26 protein-coding genes and 1 pseudogene are annotated in these 23,615 nt (G+C 50.5%); 11 read left to right on the top strand and 16 right to left on the bottom strand.

The window, feature by feature from the left end; genetic code table 11:
* Positions 1–26: 26 nt before the first annotated feature.
* Complete coding sequence (locus FGB90_RS10200) at positions 27–1,955, bottom strand: electron transport protein (protein ID WP_138810749.1); 1,929 nt, start codon at positions 1,953–1,955, stop codon at positions 27–29.
* Positions 1,956–2,118: 163 nt separating this feature from the next.
* Positions 2,119–2,829: a hypothetical protein gene (locus FGB90_RS19960; RefSeq protein WP_171051780.1), complete on the bottom strand. Its 711-nt coding sequence runs from the start codon at positions 2,827–2,829 to the stop codon at positions 2,119–2,121.
* 207 nt (positions 2,830–3,036) lie between these two features.
* Here FGB90_RS19960 and FGB90_RS10190 point away from each other — a divergent pair, with 207 nt between their 5' ends.
* Positions 3,037–3,534: a spore coat protein gene (locus FGB90_RS10190; RefSeq protein ID WP_138810747.1), complete on the top strand. Its 498-nt coding sequence runs from the start codon at positions 3,037–3,039 to the stop codon at positions 3,532–3,534.
* Between the two features lie 54 nt (positions 3,535–3,588).
* On the opposite strand, the gene FGB90_RS19670 is transcribed toward FGB90_RS10190, so the two are convergent.
* From FGB90_RS19670 to FGB90_RS10180, 3 genes are all read right to left on the bottom strand, one after another.
* Entirely contained in the window at positions 3,589–3,756 is a 168-nt protein-coding gene (locus tag FGB90_RS19670) for a hypothetical protein (RefSeq protein ID WP_171051778.1), read from the bottom strand.
* A 1-nt stretch (position 3,757) separates the two neighbouring features.
* Entirely contained in the window at positions 3,758–5,710 is a 1,953-nt protein-coding gene (locus tag FGB90_RS10185) for an aconitate hydratase (protein WP_138810746.1), read from the bottom strand.
* Positions 5,711–5,805: 95 nt separating this feature from the next.
* The gene (locus FGB90_RS10180) at positions 5,806–6,639 is read right to left on the bottom strand and encodes a manganese catalase (protein WP_138810745.1); all 834 of its coding nucleotides are present in this window, start codon (positions 6,637–6,639) and stop codon (positions 5,806–5,808) included.
* A gap of 387 nt (positions 6,640–7,026) precedes the next feature.
* Here FGB90_RS10180 and FGB90_RS10175 point away from each other — a divergent pair, with 387 nt between their 5' ends.
* The 3 genes from FGB90_RS10175 to FGB90_RS10165 all read left to right on the top strand — a co-directional run bounded on the left by FGB90_RS10175 (position 7,027) and on the right by FGB90_RS10165 (position 9,250).
* Positions 7,027–7,581, top strand: coding sequence for a DUF3231 family protein (locus FGB90_RS10175; protein ID WP_246056138.1), 555 nt, complete (start codon positions 7,027–7,029; stop codon positions 7,579–7,581).
* A gap of 439 nt (positions 7,582–8,020) precedes the next feature.
* Positions 8,021–8,773 (top strand): class I SAM-dependent methyltransferase, encoded by a 753-nt coding sequence (locus FGB90_RS10170; RefSeq protein WP_138810743.1) that lies wholly within the window; start codon positions 8,021–8,023, stop codon positions 8,771–8,773.
* Positions 8,774–9,250, top strand: coding sequence for a DinB family protein (locus FGB90_RS10165; RefSeq protein ID WP_138810742.1), 477 nt, complete (start codon positions 8,774–8,776; stop codon positions 9,248–9,250).
* Positions 9,251–9,399: 149 nt separating this feature from the next.
* On the opposite strand, the gene FGB90_RS10160 is transcribed toward FGB90_RS10165, so the two are convergent.
* Positions 9,400–9,762, bottom strand: coding sequence for a hypothetical protein (locus FGB90_RS10160; protein WP_138810741.1), 363 nt, complete (start codon positions 9,760–9,762; stop codon positions 9,400–9,402).
* A gap of 231 nt (positions 9,763–9,993) precedes the next feature.
* Here FGB90_RS10160 and FGB90_RS10155 point away from each other — a divergent pair, with 231 nt between their 5' ends.
* Both FGB90_RS10155 and FGB90_RS10150 read left to right on the top strand, forming a co-directional pair.
* Positions 9,994–10,458: a DIP1984 family protein gene (locus FGB90_RS10155; RefSeq protein WP_138810740.1), complete on the top strand. Its 465-nt coding sequence runs from the start codon at positions 9,994–9,996 to the stop codon at positions 10,456–10,458.
* A 215-nt stretch (positions 10,459–10,673) separates the two neighbouring features.
* Positions 10,674–11,201, top strand: coding sequence for a hypothetical protein (locus FGB90_RS10150; protein ID WP_210237233.1), 528 nt, complete (start codon positions 10,674–10,676; stop codon positions 11,199–11,201).
* A gap of 51 nt (positions 11,202–11,252) precedes the next feature.
* Here the strand turns inward: FGB90_RS10150 and FGB90_RS10145 are convergent, their stop codons facing one another.
* Positions 11,253–11,819: an AAA family ATPase gene (locus FGB90_RS10145; protein WP_138810738.1), complete on the bottom strand. Its 567-nt coding sequence runs from the start codon at positions 11,817–11,819 to the stop codon at positions 11,253–11,255.
* Positions 11,820–12,216: 397 nt separating this feature from the next.
* Here FGB90_RS10145 and FGB90_RS10140 point away from each other — a divergent pair, with 397 nt between their 5' ends.
* The 3 genes from FGB90_RS10140 (at position 12,217) to FGB90_RS10130 (ending at position 15,254) form a co-directional block, all read left to right on the top strand.
* Positions 12,217–13,194: a hypothetical protein gene (locus FGB90_RS10140; protein ID WP_138810737.1), complete on the top strand. Its 978-nt coding sequence runs from the start codon at positions 12,217–12,219 to the stop codon at positions 13,192–13,194.
* A gap of 396 nt (positions 13,195–13,590) precedes the next feature.
* Complete coding sequence (locus tag FGB90_RS10135; protein ID WP_138810736.1) at positions 13,591–14,040, top strand: NUDIX hydrolase; 450 nt, start codon at positions 13,591–13,593, stop codon at positions 14,038–14,040.
* Between the two features lie 122 nt (positions 14,041–14,162).
* The gene (locus tag FGB90_RS10130) at positions 14,163–15,254 is read left to right on the top strand and encodes a M42 family metallopeptidase (RefSeq protein ID WP_138810735.1); all 1,092 of its coding nucleotides are present in this window, start codon (positions 14,163–14,165) and stop codon (positions 15,252–15,254) included.
* Positions 15,255–15,330: 76 nt separating this feature from the next.
* On the opposite strand, the pseudogene brfA reads toward FGB90_RS10130, so the two are convergent.
* The 5 genes and pseudogenes from brfA to FGB90_RS10110 form a co-directional block, all read right to left on the bottom strand.
* Positions 15,331–15,546, bottom strand: a pseudogene (gene brfA, locus FGB90_RS20235) (ribosome rescue factor BrfA); the annotation flags it as partial.
* 102 nt (positions 15,547–15,648) lie between these two features.
* Entirely contained in the window at positions 15,649–16,035 is a 387-nt protein-coding gene (locus FGB90_RS10125) for a rhodanese-like domain-containing protein (protein ID WP_138810734.1), read from the bottom strand.
* Between the two features lie 18 nt (positions 16,036–16,053).
* Complete coding sequence (locus FGB90_RS10120) at positions 16,054–17,469, bottom strand: MBL fold metallo-hydrolase (protein ID WP_138810733.1); 1,416 nt, start codon at positions 17,467–17,469, stop codon at positions 16,054–16,056.
* A gap of 29 nt (positions 17,470–17,498) precedes the next feature.
* Complete coding sequence (locus tag FGB90_RS10115; protein WP_138810732.1) at positions 17,499–17,873, bottom strand: YidH family protein; 375 nt, start codon at positions 17,871–17,873, stop codon at positions 17,499–17,501.
* A gap of 13 nt (positions 17,874–17,886) precedes the next feature.
* Positions 17,887–18,324, bottom strand: a complete 438-nt coding sequence (locus tag FGB90_RS10110) for an OsmC family protein (protein ID WP_138810731.1) — start codon at positions 18,322–18,324, stop codon at positions 17,887–17,889.
* 256 nt (positions 18,325–18,580) lie between these two features.
* On the opposite strand from FGB90_RS10110, the gene FGB90_RS10105 reads away from it, so the two are divergent.
* Entirely contained in the window at positions 18,581–19,063 is a 483-nt protein-coding gene (locus tag FGB90_RS10105) for a hypothetical protein (RefSeq protein ID WP_138810730.1), read from the top strand.
* A gap of 230 nt (positions 19,064–19,293) precedes the next feature.
* Here FGB90_RS10105 and FGB90_RS10100 read toward each other — a convergent pair whose 3' ends face one another.
* Both FGB90_RS10100 and FGB90_RS10095 read right to left on the bottom strand, forming a co-directional pair.
* Positions 19,294–20,007: a 3-ketoacyl-ACP reductase gene (locus FGB90_RS10100; protein ID WP_138810729.1), complete on the bottom strand. Its 714-nt coding sequence runs from the start codon at positions 20,005–20,007 to the stop codon at positions 19,294–19,296.
* 150 nt (positions 20,008–20,157) lie between these two features.
* Positions 20,158–20,883: a MerR family transcriptional regulator gene (locus FGB90_RS10095; protein ID WP_138810728.1), complete on the bottom strand. Its 726-nt coding sequence runs from the start codon at positions 20,881–20,883 to the stop codon at positions 20,158–20,160.
* Positions 20,884–21,010: 127 nt separating this feature from the next.
* On the opposite strand from FGB90_RS10095, the gene FGB90_RS10090 reads away from it, so the two are divergent.
* Complete coding sequence (locus FGB90_RS10090; RefSeq protein WP_138810727.1) at positions 21,011–21,565, top strand: DUF3267 domain-containing protein; 555 nt, start codon at positions 21,011–21,013, stop codon at positions 21,563–21,565.
* An 85-nt stretch (positions 21,566–21,650) separates the two neighbouring features.
* Here the strand turns inward: FGB90_RS10090 and FGB90_RS10085 are convergent, their stop codons facing one another.
* Positions 21,651–22,838, bottom strand: coding sequence for an ROK family transcriptional regulator (locus tag FGB90_RS10085; RefSeq protein WP_246056137.1), 1,188 nt, complete (start codon positions 22,836–22,838; stop codon positions 21,651–21,653).
* Positions 22,839–22,954: 116 nt separating this feature from the next.
* Positions 22,955–23,611, bottom strand: coding sequence for a DUF624 domain-containing protein (locus tag FGB90_RS10080; RefSeq protein WP_138810725.1), 657 nt, complete (start codon positions 23,609–23,611; stop codon positions 22,955–22,957).
* Positions 23,612–23,615 lie beyond the last annotated feature (4 nt).

Below are 23,615 nucleotides of genomic sequence, written 5' to 3'. Positions count from 1 at the left end.
CAGCCGAAATGGCTGTTTTTTTTGATTTAATCCAGTTTTAAGTCGAGAATGTAATCAATCAGCGCCTGCTGTTCTTCTTCGGAGAAGCCGGCTTCCTCGTCGACCCAGTATTCGTGGCCTTCCCCGGTCACGTGGGCTTCCTGCAGATCCGTATTCTGCCTGTTGGCTCTCATGATCTTATCCCGCAGGTCGCGGTCAATGAGCCCTTTGAGGCTGTTTGCTGCATCGGGGTGGATGTTTTTCTCCCAGGTGCCGGGCAGACCAAGGTCTACTTCCTCATCAGGTCCGACAGCTACGCCGCCGTCATGGAGGTAGGGTGCGCTCCATCTGAGACCGATGAGTCCTTTTACTTTGTAGGCGCCGGGATTCCCCTGAGCAAGTGTGCGATCGAGCTGGGCCTCTGAGAGGTGATCGGTTGGAACTCTGATTTTCCTGGCATTTTCCGGTATCGGAACCGGCGTATCGGGAGAGTAAATCCACGGCTCTTCCATGAGTTTGGCCGTATCTCTGAATGCTTTCGCCCTCGAAGGCTCCGTTTTTGCCTCTTCGGCGGGAATAAGGCTGTGATTCGTGTACCCTTCTCCTGCGTGACAGCTCAGACAGTTCGCTCTTTCAAATACATCGCGCCCAAGGTCGGCGTTCACTGAAGCAGCCTCTGTATTCTTTTTCAGTGGAGGCCGGAGCGCATTCTGAAAAGCGGACATGGCATTAATTTGTTCGCCGACACGGTGGCCGGGAGAACTGATCACTGTCCCGTTAGGGGAATACAGCGACAGCTTTGGGAATGTCGGCGGTCTGATCATTTCATTGACTCCGGGAACATCAGGCGTATCATCCAGCTTTGCGAAGAACTCGGATGGTTTCTCACCGCTGTCCGGGTCGTAACGGTAATTCGGATTGGCTGCGTTCTGAAGAATCATCCCGATGTACTGCTCCTTATCCATATCGAACAGTTCGCTGCTCTGCTCAAACTGGGCGAGCAGATCTGAGTTCTGGGCGTGAACGTTGTTATTCAGTACACTGAGGCCGTTAAAAGGGCCGACTGAGGCAAACCCGTTCCAGCCGTACGGGTGATCGTGCAGTGTAAAGGAATCGGGAATCTGTGACGGGTTGTTTTCAAGGTCCATGGTGGAGTCGAAGTTCCCCTGTGGCCACTTGACGAGCATTTCATCGACTGCGGCCTCGACTTTTTCGGGATCGGGAAGGAACTCTGTATCCCCGTCTTCCCCTTTGACTGCACGTTTTTTGTCCATGTATTCCTTTACTTTTTCAACTTCCAGTTCGGTATTTGTAAAGTAGGCCGCCGAGTTGGGTGCCATCGCAAGCAGCAGACCGCCGTTGAAATTGGCGTTTGGCGCCCCTTCGATGACTTTGCCTGTATCCCGGTCAACCGTGGCATGGCAGGATGCACAGCTGGCGCCGGCCCGGATTTTCCCGCGGGAATATTCGATCGGCATGCCGATCGGTGTGAACGAGCCTTTTGCCACATCCATACCTGTGGAGACTTTTTCACCTTTTTTATATGTGCGGTCCCCGATTGTTAAATCCTTCGCCAGGGCAACCTGCAGATCATCCGTGCCGCGACCCATGAGCATGACGGTGGCTTTCACAATGCTGCCGAGGGTGATGGCTCCGCTTGTAATACCGACGATATCGGTCATATATTCGTCGTTATTGAATGTTTCGGTATAAAATTCCTCGCGTCCGAGAGCCAGAAGGCGGTCATCCACCTCTACAGACCCTTCCGGCAGCTTTGCCTGCCCGGTTTGAGAGGCATGAGGGTTCGTTTTCACTCTTTCTCCCCACACGTCAAACCCCCGAAAGCTGTCCCTGTCAGCCTCGAGGAGATCGTTATCATCCGGTATGTAGGCGTGCTCGAATTCAATCGTAAAAGCGGTAATAATACCGATTGCCACGACTATAGCGGCAGTCAGCCACCAGATTTTTTTCTTCATTAGGTCTGTCACCTCTGTTTCTGGTCGGTTAAACGAAGGTTAAACAACGGTTGGCGGTTATGTACAGGTACAGAAGAGTTATCAGATAATAAGAGTGGGCTTATCACAGAATAAGCCCGGTTTCCCGGGCTTAATCCAATTTCCGGGCTCTGCCGGTACAAGGTTACTGCATTTTATTCTGCTGGTTCTGCTGATTTTGCTGAGCCTGCTGAGCCTGCTGGGCCTGCTGAGCCTGCTGCTGAGCTTGCTGGGTCTGCTGCCCCTGTTGAGCCTGCTGCTGAAGCTGGCTCTTGGACTGCTCCATCTGCTGGTTGATCTGTTCAAGAACGTTAAAGGACTGAAGAGACTGGCCAACATCCTGAAGCGTCTGAGTTGCCTGCTGAAGGGACTGCTGAAGCTGCTGGAAAGTCTGCTGCTGCTGCTGGTGAGCCTGGTTGGAGAACTGCTGAAGCTGGTTGGACAGTTCTGCAGACATTTCCTGCATGTGGCTGCTGCCCTGTCCCGGCTGCTGCCCTTGCTGCTGCTGACCCTGCTGCTGTTGCTGCTGGGCCTGGCTAAGTGTCTGCTGAATGGATTCAAGCTGTTTTTTCAGAGGAGCAAGCTCGCTTCCGATTTCAGCGTCAACAACTTTCTCGATTTCAGCTTTGCTTGCACGCTGCGCCTGGCGTTCTTTTGCAGCATTGCGGGCTGCTTCTTTTGCTCTCTGGGATTCGAATTCACGTTCCATAGCATATTCCTCCTTGAAATTGTGGTGGTGTTGGTCTGCCGGGATTTCAGCCGGATGCGGTTCCGGTTCAGCGCTGCGGGCACTAACCGTCCACCATACGGCAATTCCGGCGAGAACCAGCAGTGTGATCAGAATAAATTCGACCATTTAACTGCCTCCCTGCGAATTGAATGCTTAAGCGTTCTGTTAAGCACATTGTTTATTATGGGTAGAGGGCGTTAAAATATTGGGTCTAAAATTTTCCAATGTGCCTTATAAGAAAGTGCTGGAGCAGATGCCCAAATTCCACATGGACAGATGCCGGCAGAATTTACCTGAATATGTTAAATGGAATGTATTCAGGGAGGGAAAGGAATGGAAAATTCAATTCAGGAAAATCATCTTGCCTGGCACGAAACACTGGAAATACATGAGCTGGTGGCTTTTCAGGCCGTAGGGCTTATTCGATTGAAAAAAGCATACAGTAAGGTGGCGGATTCAGAGCTGCAGCGGTTATATCAGGAAGTGATTGAAGGTATAACGAACAACCTCAGGGAACTGCTGGAGTATTATCCTAAAGCCCCGGTGCCGGAATCGGTCGGAACGTTCCGGCAGGACGAGACGGCTTTTTACGCCGGAGATTTACTGGGATTATTAAAAACGAGCGTCAGAAATTACAGTATTGCCATTACGGAAACCGCTACATCCGACCTGCGTGAGACGCTGAGAAACCAGCTGAATAACGCCATTCTGGCACATGGGAAAGTGTTTGCTTTTATGTATGCACGCAGTGACTATCCTTCCTACGATCTGGAAGCTCTTCTTGAAGGGGATGTGGAGCTGGCAAGTCAGGCGATCGATAAGAGCTATTAATTCACCCCTCAAATAATAAAGACAGGCGGGCATATTATGCCCGCCTGTCTTTTCCTATTCAAGTGTTCTGTGGTTGGGGTCGGTGTCCTGGACTTCGGATGCCACTGACGAGGTATATTCACCTGAACCGCCGCAGATGGTGCACGTATAGTGCCATTCCTCATCGTCCATCAGAAGGCCGCTGCCTTCACAGGCAAGGCATAAAGGGGTGTGTCTGGTCACATCAGTCAGCTCCTTTTCTTTTTTTAATCCAGTTGATAAGCCCGCCGGCAAGCATGATATCTTTCTGGCGTTCTGTCAGCCCGTGATTAAGAGTGATGCTTTTTCCGGATGACTGGATGACGGCAGTGATCGCCTGACCCTGCTGCAGACTTGCCCGGATATTCTTTATAATCAGAAGGTCATCACCGCTGATCAGGGAGAAATCGTCGTCGTTCTGAAAAGTGAGGGGGAGAATCCCGAAATTAATCAGGTTCTGCCAGTGAATCCGGGCGAAGCTTTTCACGAGTACGGCCCTTAATCCAAGATAGCGTGGAGCAAGAGCGGCATGTTCCCGGCTGGACCCCTGGCCGTAGTTCGCTCCGGCTATGATGGCATGGCCGCCTTTTGATACGGTTGCTTTTGCCCGGTCGTAGTAATGTTCATCGACGATTTCAAACGTGAACTTCGAGATTTCTATAATGTTGCTTCTGTATGGAAGCACGCGTGCACCGCCCGCCAGGATTTCATCGGTGGAAATGTTGTCTCCCATTTTCAGCAGGACAGGAAGCGCAAGCTCGTCGGGAAGCTCGTCCATCGGCGGGATGGATGTTATGTTTCCACTTTTTACAAGGTCGACTTCGGCAGCCTCTTCAGGCGGGAGGGGAACCTCAAGGAGGTCCACGTCCACTGTCGGCCTGGCTGGTTCTTTCACCACAGGAGCTTTCTCTCCGAGACTTCTCGGGTCCGTAATTTTACCGGTCAGGGCGGAGGCGGCTGCGGTTTCGGGGCTGCAGAGAAAGACGCTGTCCTCTTTCGTTCCCGACCGTCCCGGAAAGTTGCGGGGGGTTGTCCGCAGACTGTTTCTTCCAGTGGCCGGAGCCTGGCCCATACCGATACAGCCGTTGCAGCCGGCCTGGTGAATTCTTCCGCCTGCAGCAATAAGTCCGGAAAGGTGTCCTTCGTTGATCAGGTCCGTCAGAATCTGCCGGGATGAAGGGTTGATATCGAATGATATACCGTTGGCTGTTTTTTTGTCTTTTACAATCTCTGCCGCTACGGCAAAGTCACGGAAACCGGGGTTGGCTGAAGAGCCGATATAAGCCTGGTAGATCGGTTCACCTTCCACTTCTTTGACTGTAACCACGTTACCGGGGCTGGACGGTTTGGCGATGAGCGGTTCGATTGTGGAAAGATCGATCTGCTCGTAACGGTCGTAGCCGGCGCCAGCGTCGGCTGTAAGTTCAGTCCAGTCCTCTTCGCGTCTCTGGGTTGCGAGGAACCTTTTCACTTCCTGATCGGATGGGAAGACGGAGGTGGTGGCCCCCAGTTCGGCTCCCATGTTGGCAATGACGTGCCTGTCCATGGCGTCGAGGGAATCAAGACCGGAACCGTAGTATTCGAGGATATAGCCGACTCCGCCTTTCACGTCATGACGGCGGAGAAATTCGAGAATAACATCTTTTGCGCTCGTCCATTCCGGAAGAGTGCCGGTAAGTTCGATTCCCCATATTTTCGGCATTTTGATATAGACCGGTTCGCCTGCAATGGCCATGGCAACATCGATCCCGCCGGCTCCCATGGCAAGCATACCCATGCAGCCGTTCGCGCACGTGTGGCTGTCGGATCCGAGGAGTGTTTTACCGGGAACGGCAATCCGCTGCATATGTACCGGGTGGCTTACACCGTTGCCTGCCTGGCTGTAATACATGCCGAACCTTCTGGTGGCACTCCGGAGAAACAGATGGTCATCGGGGTTTTTGCTGTCTGCCTGGATAATGTTGTGATCCACGTACTGTGCGGAAGCTTCTGTTTTTGCGCGGTCCAGGCCCATTGCTTCCAGTTCGAGCATCACCATGGTGCCCGTGGCATCCTGGGTGAGCGTCTGGTCAATTTTAAGACCGATCTCCTCACCAGGTTCCATCGTTCCGGAAACGAGGTGGGAGCGGATTAATTTCTGCGTTACGTTTTCTGGCATCGTCTTTCCTCCTTTAACGAGTATTCTTTACCGTTCAGGGGAAGAAAATGATTTTTTTCCATCCGGACATGAAAAAAGCCGGCACGAATGCCGGCTTACCTGGAAGGTCTCACCCACGGAGGGGTGTTGAAGATATAAGGAGGAGCATCGTTGAGTTTTGGTTTTCCACCCCAGGCAATACCCTGAGAGTAATACTGGAAAGTTCCCATACTGTCCATGCTCGGACCCTGGGCCCAGCGGCCTGCGCTTGATTCATCACCTTCGGAAAGACTGTAGAAATCGTAGGCGACTTCCTGTTTTTCAAGCTCTCTCGGGAAAGTGCTCGGAACCACGATATTCTCCTGCGATTCCAGCTCCTCGATTGCGGCGAGCCACATGTTCTGGTGCATCGTATCCCTTGCGATGAGGAAGGAGAGCATATCTTTAACTGCCGGGTCGCTTGTTGATTCATAAAGTCTGGTCACCTGGAGGCGTCCCTGGGATTCGGCAGTGAGGTTCATACGGAAGTCCGCAAGCAGGTTTCCGCTTGCAATAATGTAATTCGCTGTCCATCGGTTGCCGTTGCTGTCAGCCGGCATGGCCCCAAGTCCTGATACGATGGCGTGCTGGGGGTTCATACCTCCAATGACGGCTCCAATCACGGGATCCTGTGCGGCTTTTTCCTGGTCACCGAGCTCGGCTCCGTCAAGCAGCCTGGCAATCATCGTGGCAAGCATCTCCACATGGGCGAGCTCCTCGGTTCCCACATCCATAAGCATATCCCGGTATTTATCGTGACCGCGGGTGTTCCACCCCTGAAACAGATACTGCATCGCAACAGAGATTTCCCCGAACTGCCCTCCAAGCACTTCCTGAAGCTGTCTTGCAAATATAGGATCAGGCCGGCTCGGCTTGGCATGATACTGCAGTTCCTTCATATGAAAAAACATGATAACTCTCCTTCCTGGTCTGCACTGCTATTCATTGTATTAGGAAAGAGGATGTACCATGCTTTTTAAGTTTTACCTGGGAAGATTCCAAATCCGTTTCAGGTCCAGAGGGGCAAATACGGCATTGCCTTTGATCTCTCTGTGTATGAGAGGGTTTTGGAAAAGTTCATCCCGGTTTACAGGTTTCGCGGTTTTTCTCCCGACTCGGTTCATTTCCATTTCGTCAAAAATACTCACGGTTCGGTGTCCCCTTTCAAATATTGATTGATCATTGAGTAATATTTGAGGATAACTGGGATTTATTCACAGAATGAAATTTTATCATGTGATAAGAAGGCCGCTGGTATAATAAACCACGATTCAACTCACACTAGACCTGGTCATCAAATGGACAAAGGAGACCACACTATGAACCTCAGGAGGGCTTTTATGGGTATTATGACAGGAAATCCGCAGGATGAACCGCTTCATTACGGTGAAGTGTTCAGTGTCTGGACGCACCTTTCGACAGTGAAAGCTGCGAAGGCTGCCTATCAGACACTTGCAAATCACTGCGGGGACGAAGAGCTGAGAAAATTCATCAACGACCTGATTGAGCAGGGCAGACAGGAAGACGATGAGATTACAAACATGCTGAAGGCGAATGGGGTGACGCTTCCGCCGAGTCCGCCTGAACGGGCAGACGCAGACCTTGAGGAAATTCCGCCGGGAGCGAGATTCAACGATCCTGAAATCGCTGCATCCGTGCAGAAGGATCTTGCCGCAGGGCTTGTGGCCTGCAGCCAGGCAATGGGGCAGAGCACACGTGAGGATGTTGCCATGATGTTCGGGCAGTTCCATATGACAAAAGCCCAGAATGGGGCCAAACTTCTGAAGATGCTGAAACAGAAAGGCTGGCTCATTCCGCCTCCTCTTCACGTAAAGCGCCCTGAAGAAAACTAATCAGGCCAAGACTATCGGACCATACAGGCTCCGGTGGTCTTTTTTTTTGGCTCTGCTAAAGCTTAAGATTGATTATTAAAGAAAGTTGATTGGAGCGGACGTCCGAGACTCCTGCGGGAACAGCAAAGAACTTCTGCTTCATGAAATTGCTGTGATCTGCTTCGACGCTTTTCCTGCAGAGGAAGAAGCACCGACGGAAGACCCCGCAGGGTGGTTTTCCCGAGGAGGCTGAAGTGGTGCCCGCGGAAAGGGTGGGCAGTGAGCGGAAATCAACAATGGACTTTAACGGAGCATTTTGTTTAAGAGCATATTGGCTCGTCTGCATTTAATCAGGATAAATACCAGGATTCCGCTAACCCGGTTTTTTTGAAATAAAAAAGGAATTCACTCATCTTATGTCGAATGTATGTTCGGTGGGAAGTTAAGGAAGGGTGAGGAAATGAATCTGGAAGCATTAAAGACAAATAAGGAAGTCTGGAATCAGGTAGCAGGTCGGTTTTATGGAAGAAATCCGCTGCCGGAATATGGCCCGCTTGCGCCAACGGAAAATGAACTGAATCTGCTGGGGGAAATCGCAGGGAAAAAGGTGCTCGATCTCGGGTGCGGAAGCGGTCATTCGCTGAAGTATCTCGAGGAGCGGGGGGCAGCAGAACTGTGGGGCATTGACCTTTCCACACAGCAGATCAGCGCCGCGCAGGATGTACTGTCCGAAAGCGGGGTGCCGGTTCATCTGTTTGAATCACCGATGGAAGAGAATCCCGGGGTGCCTGACCGCTACTTTGATCTGATCGTCTCGGTCTATGCCCTCGGATGGACGACCGATCTCGAGCGGACGCTGACCGGCGCATACCGGTCATTAAAAAGCGGTGGTACGTTCGTATTCAGCTGGGAGCACCCGCTGTATAACCGCATAACAGAGGAAGACAGGGGGCTTACACTGTCAAAATCCTACCTCGAAGAAGGAGCCTATGAACATAAGTCGTGGCACGAGCCGGCAGTGATGCAGCAGCGCAAAATCAGTACATACGTCAATACCCTGGCCCGTGCGGGATTCCGGATTGAACAGATCGTTGAGGAAGTGCGGCTGAGCGACGGTGACCTCGAGAAGGACGCCAACAGCTGGTATACCGCAGAGCGTGCATCGAAACTTCCGACAACGATCATTTTTCAGTGCAGAAAGGATGGAGAGTGAATGAAATCGACTTTCGATCAATTTGAACAGGCTGCAGAGCCGATTGAGTCGTTAATGGCGGAAGGTTCCCACGATGGTTTATATGAACCAATTGCTGAAGGAAAGTGGAGTATCAGGGAGATTGTCGGGCATATGTATATGTGGGACCGCTTTCTGCTGGAGAATATGGTGCCGCACATGGAGGACGGAGGGGTGCTTCCAGCATTTCCGGACCATGACAGATTTAACAGGGAGGCCATTAATGGGCTTGAGGGAGTTTCGGTGGAGGAAATCGTTAGTATGTTTGTGAAAACAAGAGAGAAGCTGGTTCAGGAACTGAAGGGGATGGATCCGGCCATCAGGTTTACGATCGGTAAAGGGAAGCGGCGGTTTTCCCCGGAAAGCTTTGTGAAGATGTTTATAAAGCACGATCGTCATCATATTATGCAAATAGAGAAAAAACTTGAGGACGACAGAAATAGTAGAACCAGTGTGTAAATCCAGCAGGTTCAGTTTCCGGGAGAGAAAACAATCAATAGCACAGAAAAAGCGTACCACTTCTCAATAATTGGTATGCTTATTTCCAGTTGATATATAAACACTTTATTAGTTTATATGCTAAAACTGGCAGAGATTAACCTGTATTTTTATATTGGATTTAGTGGAAGAAAAGGAACGGGTCGGAGTGAGGCTACAACATTTGTATTTGGCTGCAGATGGAGCTGCATGTCTGCGTTATGAGCGGCTAACGCAGATGTGAGCATAGAGAAGGTATCTACGTCAGTGTCGAATGTCTCACCGAAAATAACCCGGCCACTGGTCATCTGGATGAGATTGTTCCATCGCGCCACGAGTGGGCGGACCGGGTCCCCTGGACGGAACCGGTTGAATGCAGCCAGGCGCGGGGTCGTCGTTGTTTGGACTGTTGCTGTCTGAGTGACACCATTTACGCTGTAAGTCAGTGTGCCTGTGCTCGGGGTCCATGAGATAAGCGCGGCAAATTGATTCATATTTTTCCCTCCTTTCAAAAAGATTCTGCTTATTTTATGCCTGCTCAATGGAAATGCATGGATTTACAACCATCAGGATGGTAGTTTTCATTAAGCATGCCTGGAAATAGTTATTTGCTGGACTATCGGATAATGACTCCACCAATTTCATAGAGGGACTGGGTAAATCCACGCGACTTTTGTAAGATTATAGTATAATAGGTAAATAGTTTAAAAGGAGCGTGGGAGTCGATGAAACTTGCAGAAGCACTGATTGAACGGGCGGATCTGCAGAAGCGTGTCGAGCAGCTGAAGCAGCGGATGTTGAATTATGCAAAGGTGCAGGAGGGGGAGACCCCGCCGGAAGATCCAAAGGAGCTCGGGAAAGAGCTTCTGCTCGATGTCAATCGGCTGAATACTCTCGTAAAGCAGATCAGCCGCACAAATCACGAGACGAATTACGACGAAAAATGGACACTTGGCGATGCCCTGATTGAACGCGATATGATCGGGAAAAAGCGGGAAATCTACAGTGATCTCGCTGCGGAGGCATCTTTGAAGCAGGACCGCTATTCCCGAACGGAAATTAAGTACATAACACCGTTTAATGTGAGGGATCTGCAGAAAAAAGTGGACGAGCTCTCGAAGAGGTACCGGGAAGTGGATACCCGGATTCAGGAGCTGAACTGGCGGACGGATTTAAAAGACCAGGCATAAGAGCATTTCAGGAATTTCAGTTGGTAGCGGCATGTAAAAAGGCGAGTGCAGCCCGCCGGCAGGGATTGCCGGACAATAGGTAAGGGACCAGGGGTGTCCCAATGAGGTTCGAGTCCTCTTTCACCACTTATACCCAGCACTGTCACATGTGAACAGGGAAAAGTAACAGCTTACAACCACGCACTGATTTTTACGCGCCGTGAGGGCGGGACAGGGTGAAGACAGAAGGAAGCTCCGGCACAGTCTGTGTACCGGGGCTGTTTTACTTCAGCAATCTGTTCATTGGTGCGGAGGAAGGTGAGGTCTTAATGAACGAAAATTTTCTGCTTTCGCCGGGTCCTCTTGCGATTGTGCTGATCGCAGTTACGGTGGTGAATGTGCTTTTTTTTATTGGGCTTTTTGCTTCAAAGTTCTTCAGAATAAAGGAGGAGAATCGTCTGTTTGTATCCCTGGAAGGATTTAAGGCGGGAATGGAGAAAACGTACGCATTCTGGAGTTTGTTCTGGGGCGGGGCTGTCCTGTTGGCTATCCTTTATTTTGTTACGGAACATGGATTTTCCCCATGGGTATTTGCGGCAGGGTTTGCGGTACTGTTTGTGGTTCCGGCTGTTTTAAGGTTTTTTCTCAGGACTGCTGCAGGGGAGCCGGCAGGGGACTGGCGGATCATTCTGGCTCAAATTGTGGGTTTCTTCGCTGTTTTTCTCGGCATCATGATGCTTTTCGCTCAATTTACAGCAGGTTAGCAGATGGACAGATTTGCGCTCCCTGTAGCTGAATACTGGGCTGGAACTCAATTATAAACACTTGGAAATACCAACAATCTCTTTTATTACAGAATCAGCTTCTTCGTTTTGCCTAATAACAAATAAATGGTCTGCTTCTCCTGCTTCAGGATCTGCGACATCCTCTAACTGAGATTCAGCTTGTTGTCTCAGGAGCACTTCCTTGAAGTTTGAATAAGATCCTCTGAAGATAGCTGTACTTCGTTTACTATGAATAACCCGGTCATAGAGAATTTCATCCGGAATATCGAAATGAACCAGAACGCGGAAAAATTCATCTGGATTAAATATTTCCTCAAGGAGATACTCCCTGCCTTTTCTGTTCCGATTTGCACTGCTCGCAATGATATGTAAATCCGTGTGTTCCTTAGCATAATCAACAATTAACTTGGAGATTGAATGTTTGAGAGTATTAGGGCCGGTCTTTGGCTGCAGCATCGGGTAAAATTTATTAATAAATTCAGCATGATTATCCTGATCCAAAACAAAAGAGTGTTGCAGTTGTCTTTCTAAATCCCTTGCAAAGGTGCTTTTCCCACTGTGGGTCTTACCGACTGTAATAACGGCTAACCTTTTCATTGTTTTGTTTCCCCTTCCCCTTTTATTGAACTATTCTGCTTCGTTGGTTGAGTGAAGTTTTACCTTATGCAATATACTCAGATAATCTAAGAGTATCATAAGCCTCTGGATTTGGAATTGAATTTCCATAAATAATGAGGTGATTATTTGTCCTTTTTTTTGTTAAGAAGGATTTTATGGAAGCTGTGCTGAATATGCTGAAAATCCATTATAAAAACACAGCAGGGGGGTCGGCCGTTTATGTGGGGGCGGACAGGAGGCATCCCTGTCTTTCACCTGGGGCGGTTTACAGCTTCTGTTAATGCCTTTATTAAGGTGTTTGACTGAACGGGAGTTACATAGATTCAGATAGAGCGTTTGAATCGGCTCAGGTAATTCAGTTGAGGGAGGAACTGTGGTGGGAAAAGGTTTGTGGAGTTTAGCGGGAGTTCTGGTGGCAGGGGTGGCTGGAGCGGTGATCTGGTGGCAGTTGCAGAGTCCACTGGCATCCGGGGTGTACCCGGTGGATGGGAATGGTTTGAACCTGGTGTTTGTGGATGCGGGTGAGGAAACAGCGGAGTTTGTGCTGCCGGTTACCTGGGTGAAGGCGCATCCGTTTCAGGCAATTCCTGAGGTGGAGGATGTTGAACTGAGGGACGGGACGGGGCAGGTAATTGCAATTATTGAAGGAGAGGTTGAGGTCGAAATTCTATACGAAGGAAGCTGGTATGAACGGTATGGCCTGGCAAATCTTTCACTCAGCCTGAATGGCCATAGGGAAATCATTGATGGAGGATCCCGGGAGATGCTGATCCGGGAAGACGGGCTTGCGGAAGTGTATGACCTTTCCGAAATGACATGGGTGTTCAAAGGAGAACATCAGCGGTTTGATCTGACCGATTCCTACAGGGTAAGAATGATTGAGAATGAAGATGGAAATAGAAGCTTTCCGGATGACGGTTGGGACTTTAACGGCCATGTACCGATACAGGAAGAAGGGGATGCTTATTCCACAGGTTACGTGTTCAGCATGACCGGTCCATCCGGCCATACCCTTGAAGAAATCATTGCATGGCTTCCGGGGATGGAAGATGATTACTTCGAGGAGGAATTGAAGGTTCAGTTGGGGGCAGCGGACTCGGATCTTGATGAATACATGGACGGTGGCACGTTTACGGGAGAGACGGTCACGTTTCCGCTTGAACTGAGCGAGGAAGAGCTCCTCATTTATTTTCCCATAACAGGTGAAATCCGCGATGCGATCGGTGAGGGGAGATACACGATGGCTCCGGTTTACCGGATCCGTGATGATGAAGGGGACGTCTACTATACCGGTTTTGGCGGCGGTGGCGGAGAATTTTATGACGAGCAGGTGATTCTTCCACAAGCAGAATAATGTGATGGAGTGGATGGGAGCCGGCCTGGGAGCAGACCGGTTCTTTGGTATTCCTGCAGGCTATTTACAAGGCTGTGTTCGTATAGATTGCTGCTATTGATCAAATTAACTATAGAGCGAAAGGCGGCGACTCCGGCGGGAATAGCATCAGGTGTGAGCGTTTACAGCCTGTGATTGCTTCGTGCTGCTTCGACGCATACAGCTTCGAAGCTTACCTTGCAGAGGAAGAAGCAGAAGCACTCCTCAGGAGGCTGAAGCGATGCCCGCGGCATAGAAGACACCGTGAAGCATGAACGGATGTCGCACTTGTGCCTGTGGTGAAAGCGTCCGCCTGCAGCGGAATAAAACAACAATCTTTCCGAAAACAGCTATTTACAAAAAGGGGAGTGGAGCCGAATGAACAGAGTGGATGTCACACACGTCCTGCTGTTTGATGACACGGGAGAGCAGATTTTGATGGTGAAAAATATAGGCAGTGAAGGATCCTACTTTACGCTGCCAGGCGGTGCTGTGGAAGCGGGTGAGTGGCTGGAGGATGCGGCGGTGCGAGAAGTCAGGGAAGAAACGGGACTTGAAGCGGCTGTATATGGAATTGCAGACGTACAGGAAGCTTACTATGAAGATTCAGGTAACCATGCTGTGTTTTTCACCTTTTTCGGACGAATACTTGGGGGAAAGATGGAAGTGGTGATGCCCGATGAAATCGAAGAGGTTGTATGGATGAAGCTTCATGAGGCTGAAGCGTATGCCAGGATGAAGAGGCCGCTCGGGGAGCTTTATAGAGAGAGCTGCGGCCGGCAGGGTGCAGCGTATCAGAACCGGGGAAAAGTGGCACACAAGGGTTGATGGAGGCAGGAGTGCCGTTGTGCTGGACGTCAGGCTTCAGGTTAAAGGCGAGTATGAATGATCGTCCTAATGTTCTGACTATGGTATGATCGTGGAAACTTACATACAGGGGGCACCGATTCATGAATACGGAACTTTTTTACGAACAGCTTAAGGAAATTGCGGCAATTCAAGGGACGCCGGGTCAGGAGATGCATGTGGTTAAGGCGCTTGCAGACCGCTTCAGGATGGTGGCTGACGAGGTGGAAGTGGATCACATGGGGAACCTCTACGCGGTGATTGAGGGAACGAAGCCGGGGCCGAAGATGATGGTGAGCGCCCATTCTGACGAAATCGGGTGCGTGGTCAGGGACATCGATGACCGGGGGTTTCTGAAGGTGGAGCGGACCGGCGGGGTGATTGAATCGCTCCTTATTGGACGGAAAGTGAACGTGAACGGCCATTTCGGGGTCGTGGGAGTTAAAGCGGGCCACCTGCAGACAGCAGAAGAGCGGGGCAAAGTGCCGGCAATGGGCGAGCTCTATGTGGATGTTGGAGCTGTATCCCGTGAAGAAGTGACGGAGATGGGAATTGAAGTTGGTTCACCCGTGAGTTACATAAGTGCCATTGAAAAATTTACAAATGAAAACCTGATCTGCGGAAAAGCGGTCGATAACCGTTCATGCTGTGTGCTTCTTCTTCAGCTGTTTGAGGAGCTTAGCCGGAATCGTCACTTTGCCGGGACGGTTGTGGGTGTGGTGGCCGTTCAGGAAGAGGTGGGCCTTCGCGGGGCAAAGGTGGCCACGTACAATGTGAACCCGGATTTTGCAATTGTCCTGGATACAATTCCGTGTGCCGATACGCCTGACAGTGTGAACAGCGGGTATCCGGTGGCCATCGGAAACGGTCCGGTCATTCCGGCCCTTGCCGGAGGAGCGGTGCGCGGCAACCTTATGTCGCCGCAAGTGAAAAAACTGCTCACACGCTATGCAAAAGAGCAGGACGTGCCGTATCAGATGGCAGTCATGAGCGGTGCGACAACGGATCTGGCAGCGGTGCACCTGGAGCGGGAAGGGGTCCTGGCCGGTGCGATTACGTTTGCGAGGCGCTATTCCCATTCGCCGGTTGAAGTAGCGGATCTGCGGGATTTTGAGGCTGGCTACCGGCTGTTGAAGCGAGTGGTAACCGATGCGGAAAACTGGGGCGATCTCGGATTTCTGCCGGAAGAGGCGTAAGTTTTTCCCGCGGATTTAAGGCAGTTTTAGTGATAAGTTTCTGCCTGCAGCAAATTAAAAACGTACGTTCTTCATATAGAAGGAAATAAAAAATCCCTCCGTCGCGGCCTGGCTGCTGCGGGAGGGATTTCTTTCTGTGTTTGGTCTGTGACTTGTGAAGGGCATCCTTTTTGGTTTTGGTACGTCTTTCATGTGTGCTGAATCCGCTGATCGTTCCCCGTGACAGGGTGGCGTCGCGCTTTCCGTTACGGATCGCGTGGGCGCGTTTTTTCTTTGCCTTGCTCCTGGCCATGATGAATCGCTCCTTTTTAATAAGCTGGAAGAGTAGTTCCATCTATATAGTTTACCACAGGAAAAGAGCGAAGCGCCTCAATCGGCGTCTTCGCTCTTTATTTTATGGTGTGACGGTTTCGCCGTTCCAGGCGTTCATGCCGCCGCGGACGTTCGTAAGCTGCTCGAAACCTTCACTTTGGAGGATTTCTGCAGCCTGCATGCTCCTGTTGCCGGAGCGGCAGAAGATGACGAGTTCCCTGTCATCAGGGAGCTGGTCCAGCTGATCGGTGAGAACAGATAACGGGATATTCGTCATTCCTGCCACGTGACTTTCTGCAAATTCATGGGTCTCCCGGACGTCCAGGAAGTAGTGGTCACCGTCGCTTGCAATCAGCTCCTCCAGCTCACCGGCACTGATCTGGCTGACACCATCCGGAGTGCTGAAATGATCGTAGGCGAGATAGACGAGGAGGAGGGATGCGATTACAATCCAGAATTTATTTTTCACAGGTTCATTCCTCCGCTTTTACGGTGTTTCCGTTTCGAGGTTCTCCGCTTTCCACTTCATAAAGCCGCCGCCGATATTTTTCACATCGTAACCTTTGTTCAGGAGGATGCTCGTTGCAATAGCTGACCGTTTTCCGGAGGCACAGTGTACGGCAATGGTCTGATCCTTCGGTATTTTTTCCTCTGCCTCTTCAGGCAGGTTACCGAGCATCACGTGGATGGCGTCAGGAATCCGTTCGTTATTCCATTCGTTTTCAAAGCGTACGTCAACGATCTGGATTTCTCCTTCGTCTTTCATTTCTTTCACTTCTGCAGGAGGAATCGTGTCGTACGTCTGTTTTTCTTTTGCCTTTTCAACGGTTTTAGGCGGGAAGAACCCTTTTACGTTGTCGATCCCGATGCTGTAGAGGGACGCGGCAATTTTGTCATGATCCTCGGGTCCTGCGATGAGGTAGACGTTCTGGCGGTAGTCTGTGAGCCAGCCCATCCACTCGAGAAAGCCGTCAGGGAACGGGATGTTGATCGTTCCTTCCAGGTGACCCTGGGCAAAAAGGGATGAGGACCTTGTGTCGACTACAATATTTTCGTCTGACTGGGCGAGCTCACGAATTTTACCTTCGCTGAAGGCGAATTCGACAGGCTGTTCGATGCTGGCAAGAAGGCCGGTGACGCCTTTGTTCAGTTCCTTCATTTCCTTAAAGTAGGCAGGCGGCTCCGGCTGGCCGTCAAGGAGAAACTCGGTAAAGGACTGCTCGTCGTCGTACTGAAGCGCCGGGTTGAACTGCTTTTCATAACCGACAGTCGTGGTTGGCACGGCACCGAGGGCTTTTCCGCAGGAGCTTCCTGCTCCGTGTCCCGGCCAGACCTGAAGGTAGTCCTCCAGCTCTTTGAACTGCTCGAGTGATTTGAACATCTGTTTCGCCCCTTCGGCTGCAGAATCTTTCACCCCAACGGATTTTTCGAGCAGGTCAGGGCGGCCTACGTCACCGACAAAAACGAAATCGCCTGTAAAGATACCGATCGGTTTTTCCGGGTTCCCGCCGTCGGTGAGCAAAAATGAAATGTGCTCAGGCGTGTGGCCCGGGGTGTGCATCACTTTGAACAGGGTTTTGCCCAGTTCGATCGTGTCGTTGTGACGGACCGGGGCTGTGTTCACGGAAGCGGGGAACGAATAGCCGCCGTTTGAGGCGCCTTCCGCTGAGTGGTACACGGTGGCACCGGTGCGGTCGGAAAGCTCGATGCTTCCGGAAACGAAATCGGCGTGAATGTGGGTTTCAAGGGCTGCGGTAATGGTGAAGCCCTGTTTTTCCGCTGTACGGATGTAAGGACCGATGTCCCGTGCAGGATCAACGATGGCGGCTTCGCCTGTCGCCTGGCAGCCGATCATGTAGGATGCCTGTGCAAGTGATTCGTCGTAAAAGTATTTTAGAAACATATTGTATCCCTCCATTTTTTTGATACCCGTTACATTCGGGCGGTGGTTAGAAAATAAACAAAGAGTAAAGACATTACCAGAATAACGGCAGCTGCAGATGCGGTAATCATTACTGAAGACGAAGTGAAACTGCCGGTATTGATTGTTTTCCTGTTTTTAAAGTAGAGCAGTGCCGCTGCGATAATGATGATCGTACCGGCTGAAAACGAGGCAGCGCTCAGGGTCATGGCCATCGCTGAGGAAAATCTGTTTCCAAGCGGCGTTGTAAAGTGCAGGCTTGTGGCAATAAAGCCAATCCCTTTAAGAGCGATGGCCGTCCTGAGCCATGCCAGAAAAGTCCGTTCGTTGGCCAGGTGCTGCTGAATGCAGGATGATTCAGGTGTCCGGGGTAAGTCTGTACTCATCTCTGTTACCCGTTTAGGCTTTTTTCCATGTGTCGTTCATGGTAACGCCGGCTTCTTTCATCATTGTATATACGGGGCAGCGTGCCTCGACTTTTTCTTTCAGTTCGTTCAGGCGGTCTTCACTTTCATCTGTTTTAACAGTGGCTTCAATAGTGACCGTTTCAAAGTAAGGGCGGACGCCTGGTTCACCCATAAATCCTCTCGGGTCGAATTCACCCTGGATCTGAAAATCCATCGATTCGAATGAGAAATCCATTTCTTTTGCAGCCATGCGGGCTGTTACGTTTTCACAGGCTGCGAGGGCGCCAAGGACGGATTGGAGCGGGTTTGGGCCGCTGTCTTTTCCACCCATTCTGGTACCTTCGTCGATTGTAAACGTGTGATTGCCAGCTGCTGCTTCGGATGTCATTCCTTCTGCGTGTACAGTAACCTTCATGTTCATCTTTTTCATCGCGTACCACTCCCTGGTTGATTTGTTTTTTCAGTGGGGAAAATTCACTTTTAAATACCCTAAGGGGTATATGTATACTGTACGGGGTATATAGGGATTTGTCAACACAGTTGTATTGTTGCTGGGTTTGCAGTGTATTATCATTTTTTTCTAAGAGGAGGAAATAAATGGGTCATTTGGCATGAGGCGGCCGGAGGGAAACGGACTATAATCAGATTATTCAATATCAATTTAGCTGGAGAGGCAGAGATGACAAGTGAACAGGAAACTCATCAGTGTGCTTGTGAGTGTGATGGTGATCGGAATCGGCGGGTATTTTTTTGCCCAGCAGGCGTTTGGAAACACGGGGGCGATGGAGAAGTATCTCGATGATACCTACGCTTTGACGGAGGACTACTTTTCCCTGATGGATGAAGAGGCGACCGTCGGCGACAGCGAGGAGGCACTTATGGTGTTCTCAGAGGAAAGGCTGCTGCCCGGGCTGAAGGAGATTCTGGAACGGTCGGAAGCTATCGGCGAAACGATCGGGAAGGAGAAGCTTGCTGAAGTTCACGAGCTTCATAATGAATCGCTTCGTCTTCATATTGCGTCAGAGGAAGCCTGGCAGTCAGGGGAGGAGACGGCATTCGATCTGCTCATGCAGTCTGATGAGAAATATATCGAGTACGAGGAAAAGCTCGAGAAACTGGCGGGCCGCTGGGGCGTGAAACTCGAGTGGGAGGACTGGGAGGAACAGTAGCCGGGGAGGGTAGCCTGGCAACGTAGCGAACACCCGGGCCAACGTAGCGAAATCGGCCTCGAACGTAGCGAACACCCGGGCCAACGTAGCGAAATCAGCACTGAACGTAGCGAACACCCGGGTCAACGTAGCGAAATCGGCCTCGAACGTAGCGAACTGAATTTTTAATGAAGGAACCGGGTATAAAAAAGCGGGGACCGACGAGTTAACGTCAGGTCCCTGCTTTTTGATTAAAACGGATTCGTTGCCCACAGAGCGGCGGTTTTTACGAAAGTGCGCTGTTCGAGTTTAAGCTGGCTCACCATGAACTCGGCGAGATCCTCGGCCTGGGTGAATTTTTCCGGATCACGCTCGGCGTCACCGCGGGTGAGATCCGTTTCCACGAGGCTCGGTGTGAGGACGCTCACGCGGATATTGTGGGGGCGGACCTCCTGCATAAGGCCTTCACTCATACCGATTACGGCAAACTTTGTGGCGCTGTAGGCGCTCGAGCCTTTCGATCCCTTGAGACCGGACATGGAGGAAATATTGATAATGTCACCGCGGTTCTTTTCGATCATTTTCGGAAGGGCGGCCTGGGTGACATGGACGATGCCCATCACATTGACGTCGAATCCTCTCTGCCAGTCGGAAGCCGGGATGTCGGCAAACTTGCCGCGGATGGCGATGCCGGCGTTGTTGATAAGGATGTCGATGGCGCCCAGTTCATTTTCGATTGTTTTGACAGCTTCGTGCGCGGCGGCTTCGTCTGCTACGTCGGCAGCTGCTGTAACCACCGTGGCGCCGAGATCTTTGAGTTCTTTTTCAGCTGAAGCAAGGTGTTCTCCGGAGCGGCCGATCAGACCGAGGCGTACGCCTTCCTTTGCCAGTTCCCTGGCTGTGGCAAGACCGATTCCCCGGCTGCCGCCGGTAATGAGTGCATTTTTTCCTTCGAGTGACTGCATGTGTTTAGTTCATCCTTTCTGATTATAAAAATTTATTATTTACATTCAAAGTTGTCAGGCGAAACTGCCCTCTATTTTTTCACCATAACATAGATAAACCGCATTAACACAGAACCCCGCATGCGGGGTTGTCCGCATGGCGGGTAAAGGTCATTTTTTTCTGTCGGCAAATTCTGCCATAGCGTCCTTCATAAAGCGGGCGAGACCCGTGCCGAACCGGTCGATGTTTTTTGTGAACCGTTCGTCAGCCACGTACATTTCCCCGAGTCCTCGGAACATTTCAGGGGTGTAATTACCGAACTGCTGGAGCATCCGGTACCATTTTCCGATCGTCTCCTGGGCCTCCTTGGACGCTGGATCCAGGTGGTGGACTGCTGCGAGTTCCCGGTAGAGGGCGTTCATTTCCTCCTGCTTGCTCTGGTCAAACTGCTTCACCTTTTCGTTTGAACGGTCGACCGCCTCGTCTCCCCAGCGCCGGCGGGCTTCCTCTTCGTATGGGTTCGTGCTGAAGTCAAAGCCTTCAAATTTCTCTTTTCTGCTCATGTCGATTTCTCCTTTCTCGTGTCTGATTGTTTTTTCAATCGTGTTGATCATCCGGTCCAGCCGCTGCCTTTTTTCAAGGAGCGCCTCGTGCTGCAGCTGGAGTGCCTCACTCCGGTCAAAATCCGGATCTTCAAGAATGACTTGAATCTTCTGAAGGGAAAAGCCCAGCTCTTTGAAAAAGAGAATCTGCTGGAGTTTTTCCAGGTTCGCCTCCGAGTAAAGCCGGTAACCGGCATCAGTAACAGTGTCGGGTGTGAGTAGTCCGATTTCGTCATAGTGGTGAAGGGTTCTGACGCTGACACCGGCGAGATCGGCAGCTTCTTTGATTTTCATGATTCCGGCACCTCCTTTCGTTTCTTACTTTAGAGTATCACGCAGCGTGAGGGTCAACCGGGATCTGTTGAAGAACACTGAAAACCTGGTGTAGAGTGGAAAAAAAGCAGGGTACGGGGGGAAACGGGTGCAGAATGAGTTGAACGAAGAGAAGTACAAGATATATGACCGGACGTTTTCAGCGAAATTTGCCAACAAAAAAGGGCTGGTCTGGGGCGGAACCTTGTTTGTGGTGATCCTGATTGCCTTCCGAATTGTGTGGGGAGGCAGGGATGGAGAGATGATGGAGCTGCTCTGGATGGCCCTGACGGTGATCGTTTTCTTTTTTTTACATGAGCTGCTTCATGCGCTGGGCTACATCGTGGCAGGGAAGGTAAAGCCGGGGGATGTGAAGCTCGGTGTAATGTGGAAGAGTGTCACGCCCTATGCCCACTGCCGAGTGCCGATTCGGGCAGGGGCGTACCGGTTTGCCGTCATGCTCCCGGTTGTGCTCGGTGTGGGGCCGCTTGCGTATGCCTTTCTTACGGGAAGCCATTTCTGGATGATGGTGGGGACGATTCTTCTGGTCGGCTCGATCGGGGACTGGCTGATTATCCGCTCGATTGAGGAGTTTGAGCGGGACGCTCTCGTGGAGGATCATCCGAGTGAAATCGGCTGCAGGGTGTATGTGAAAAGGGCATAGCGATTAAAGCAGGAAAGGAAAAGCACGTCCGATCCGAGCAGGATGGACGTGCTTTGGTGCGTAGCTAGTGGAAATGTAATTTGAATTATCCTTCCTCGGGGATGAAGATATTATTAAGGACCAGTGTAAACGCCCCGGTCAGCATCCCTGCCTTGCCCAGGGAAGAAATGGTGATATTCGTTTTTTCCTTTGTATGACGAAGAGAACCTTTTTCGACCATCTGGTGAAGAGGAGTGAGTATCACATTACCTGCTTTAAAGAGGCGGCCCTCAAGAATAATCTTAGAAGGGGTTAAAAGGTTAATCAGGTTGGCAATTGCAATTCCAAGGTACCTGCCGGCATCTTCAAGTGTTTCAATCGCATGGGAATCACCTTCAGCAGCAGCCTTAAAAACCATTTCCAGTGTAAGGTGGTTTTCATCTTCTCTCAGCCACTCGTTCAGAACGGTACTTCTGCCCATCCGCATGCCTTTTTTTATACGGTGGAGAATAGCGTGCTCGGAGACATAGGTTTCAAGGCATCCATGATTGCCACAGTGACATTGAGGGCCGCCAACATCGACAGTTGTGTGCCCGATTTCACCCGCAGTCTGGGATGGTCCTCGGAAAATCTTATTGTTTAAAACCATACCGGACCCAACCCCCCGACCAACACTGATACAAATAAAGTTGGAAACAGATTGTCCTTCCCCGTACCAGCTTTCAGCTAAAGTAAGGGCCCGGACATCATTCTCCACAAAAACCGGCACAGCGAACTCCTGCTCAAGATGCTCCTTTAAGGCAATATTCTCGAGATTAAGATGGGGGGCAAAAACCGAAACCCCATTTTCTGTATCTACAAGACCGTGCATGGCAACCCCGACCCCGATGACAGATTCTTCACCGGCTTCCTCCATATTCATAACCTGATGAATATTCTCTTTAATGATATTCAGGAAATCTTCCCTTGATGGGGGAGAGGATAAAGGCCGAGTCACTTCCTGTTTCACTTTTCCATCCAGAGATGCAATTGCTGTATTCACTACTTCGGCTGCACCGTAGACGCCGATTACATAAAACCTGGTTGCATTAATGCTCAACATGATTGGTTTTCTGCCGCCCCTTGACTTGCCCCGGTCAGCTTCTTCTATTAAAATACCTTCTTTAAGAAGTTCGCTCACAATCGTGCCGACAGTAGCCGGAGTAAGCGTTGTTATTTTTGCAATCTGTGCCCTTGAGATCGGCCCCTGCAATCGGACAAGATTAAGGATGGCTGTTTTGTTCAGCGATTTCATCCCTTCAAAGCTTCCTGTTCTGGGTATAAATGTCATATTTTTAAACCTCTATTCTTATAGAAACTCACCGGACTGAAGTGACAAACCTTTTCGTAGAGACTCCTGAAGAATGAAAGTTATTTCCACGGCCGCCATACACGTCCCCATTTAACTTCAGGATTAAAAGAGTAGGTATTATCGTATTTTGACATAAGATATCGCATGGCATTGCAGGCGGTCATCGCAATCCACCCTGACCAGATCACAATGAAAATGGAAATCACAGTACAGATAATAGTTAATATTACCATGTATAGCGCTATATTTACTGTAAAAATGTAATTCTCCGTTACAAGACGGAGCGCCCGTTTGAGGAGCAGGGAAGAGGAATGAATTTGCTGCTCCACCATAAGCGGCATGGCATAAAGCAAAAGCAGGTGCCACAAGATCAGGATATAAAGAACTATGATCGCGCCAAAGTAGGTTAGGAAGGTGCCGCCCTGTATAAGAAGGAAAAAGTAGACGACCCCCGGCACGCTCACTAGCAGGTAAAGCAGTGTAAAGACGAGACCTGGCTTCAGGTAGAGGCGAAAAGCATACCAGTAATCGGCTGGGCGGACTGATTTTCCAAGCTGTTTCTGCCTGATTACATAAATGAGCCCTGCAGTTGCAGGGCCAAGGGTGAAAACAGGGAGGATGCTGAGCCACCATAAAACAGTGGCCCACAATACAGTACCCAGATTCTGATACGTATCAAATATCGAACGGTAAAAAACAGTCAATGCATGTCTCATAGCA

The sequence above is a fragment of the Alteribacter natronophilus genome, assembly GCF_006007885.1.
GTDB lineage: Bacteria > Bacillota > Bacilli > Bacillales > Salisediminibacteriaceae > Alteribacter > Alteribacter natronophilus.
The sequence above is the reverse complement of the archived record's forward strand: the minus strand, read 5'-3'. Positions and strand labels throughout refer to the sequence as shown.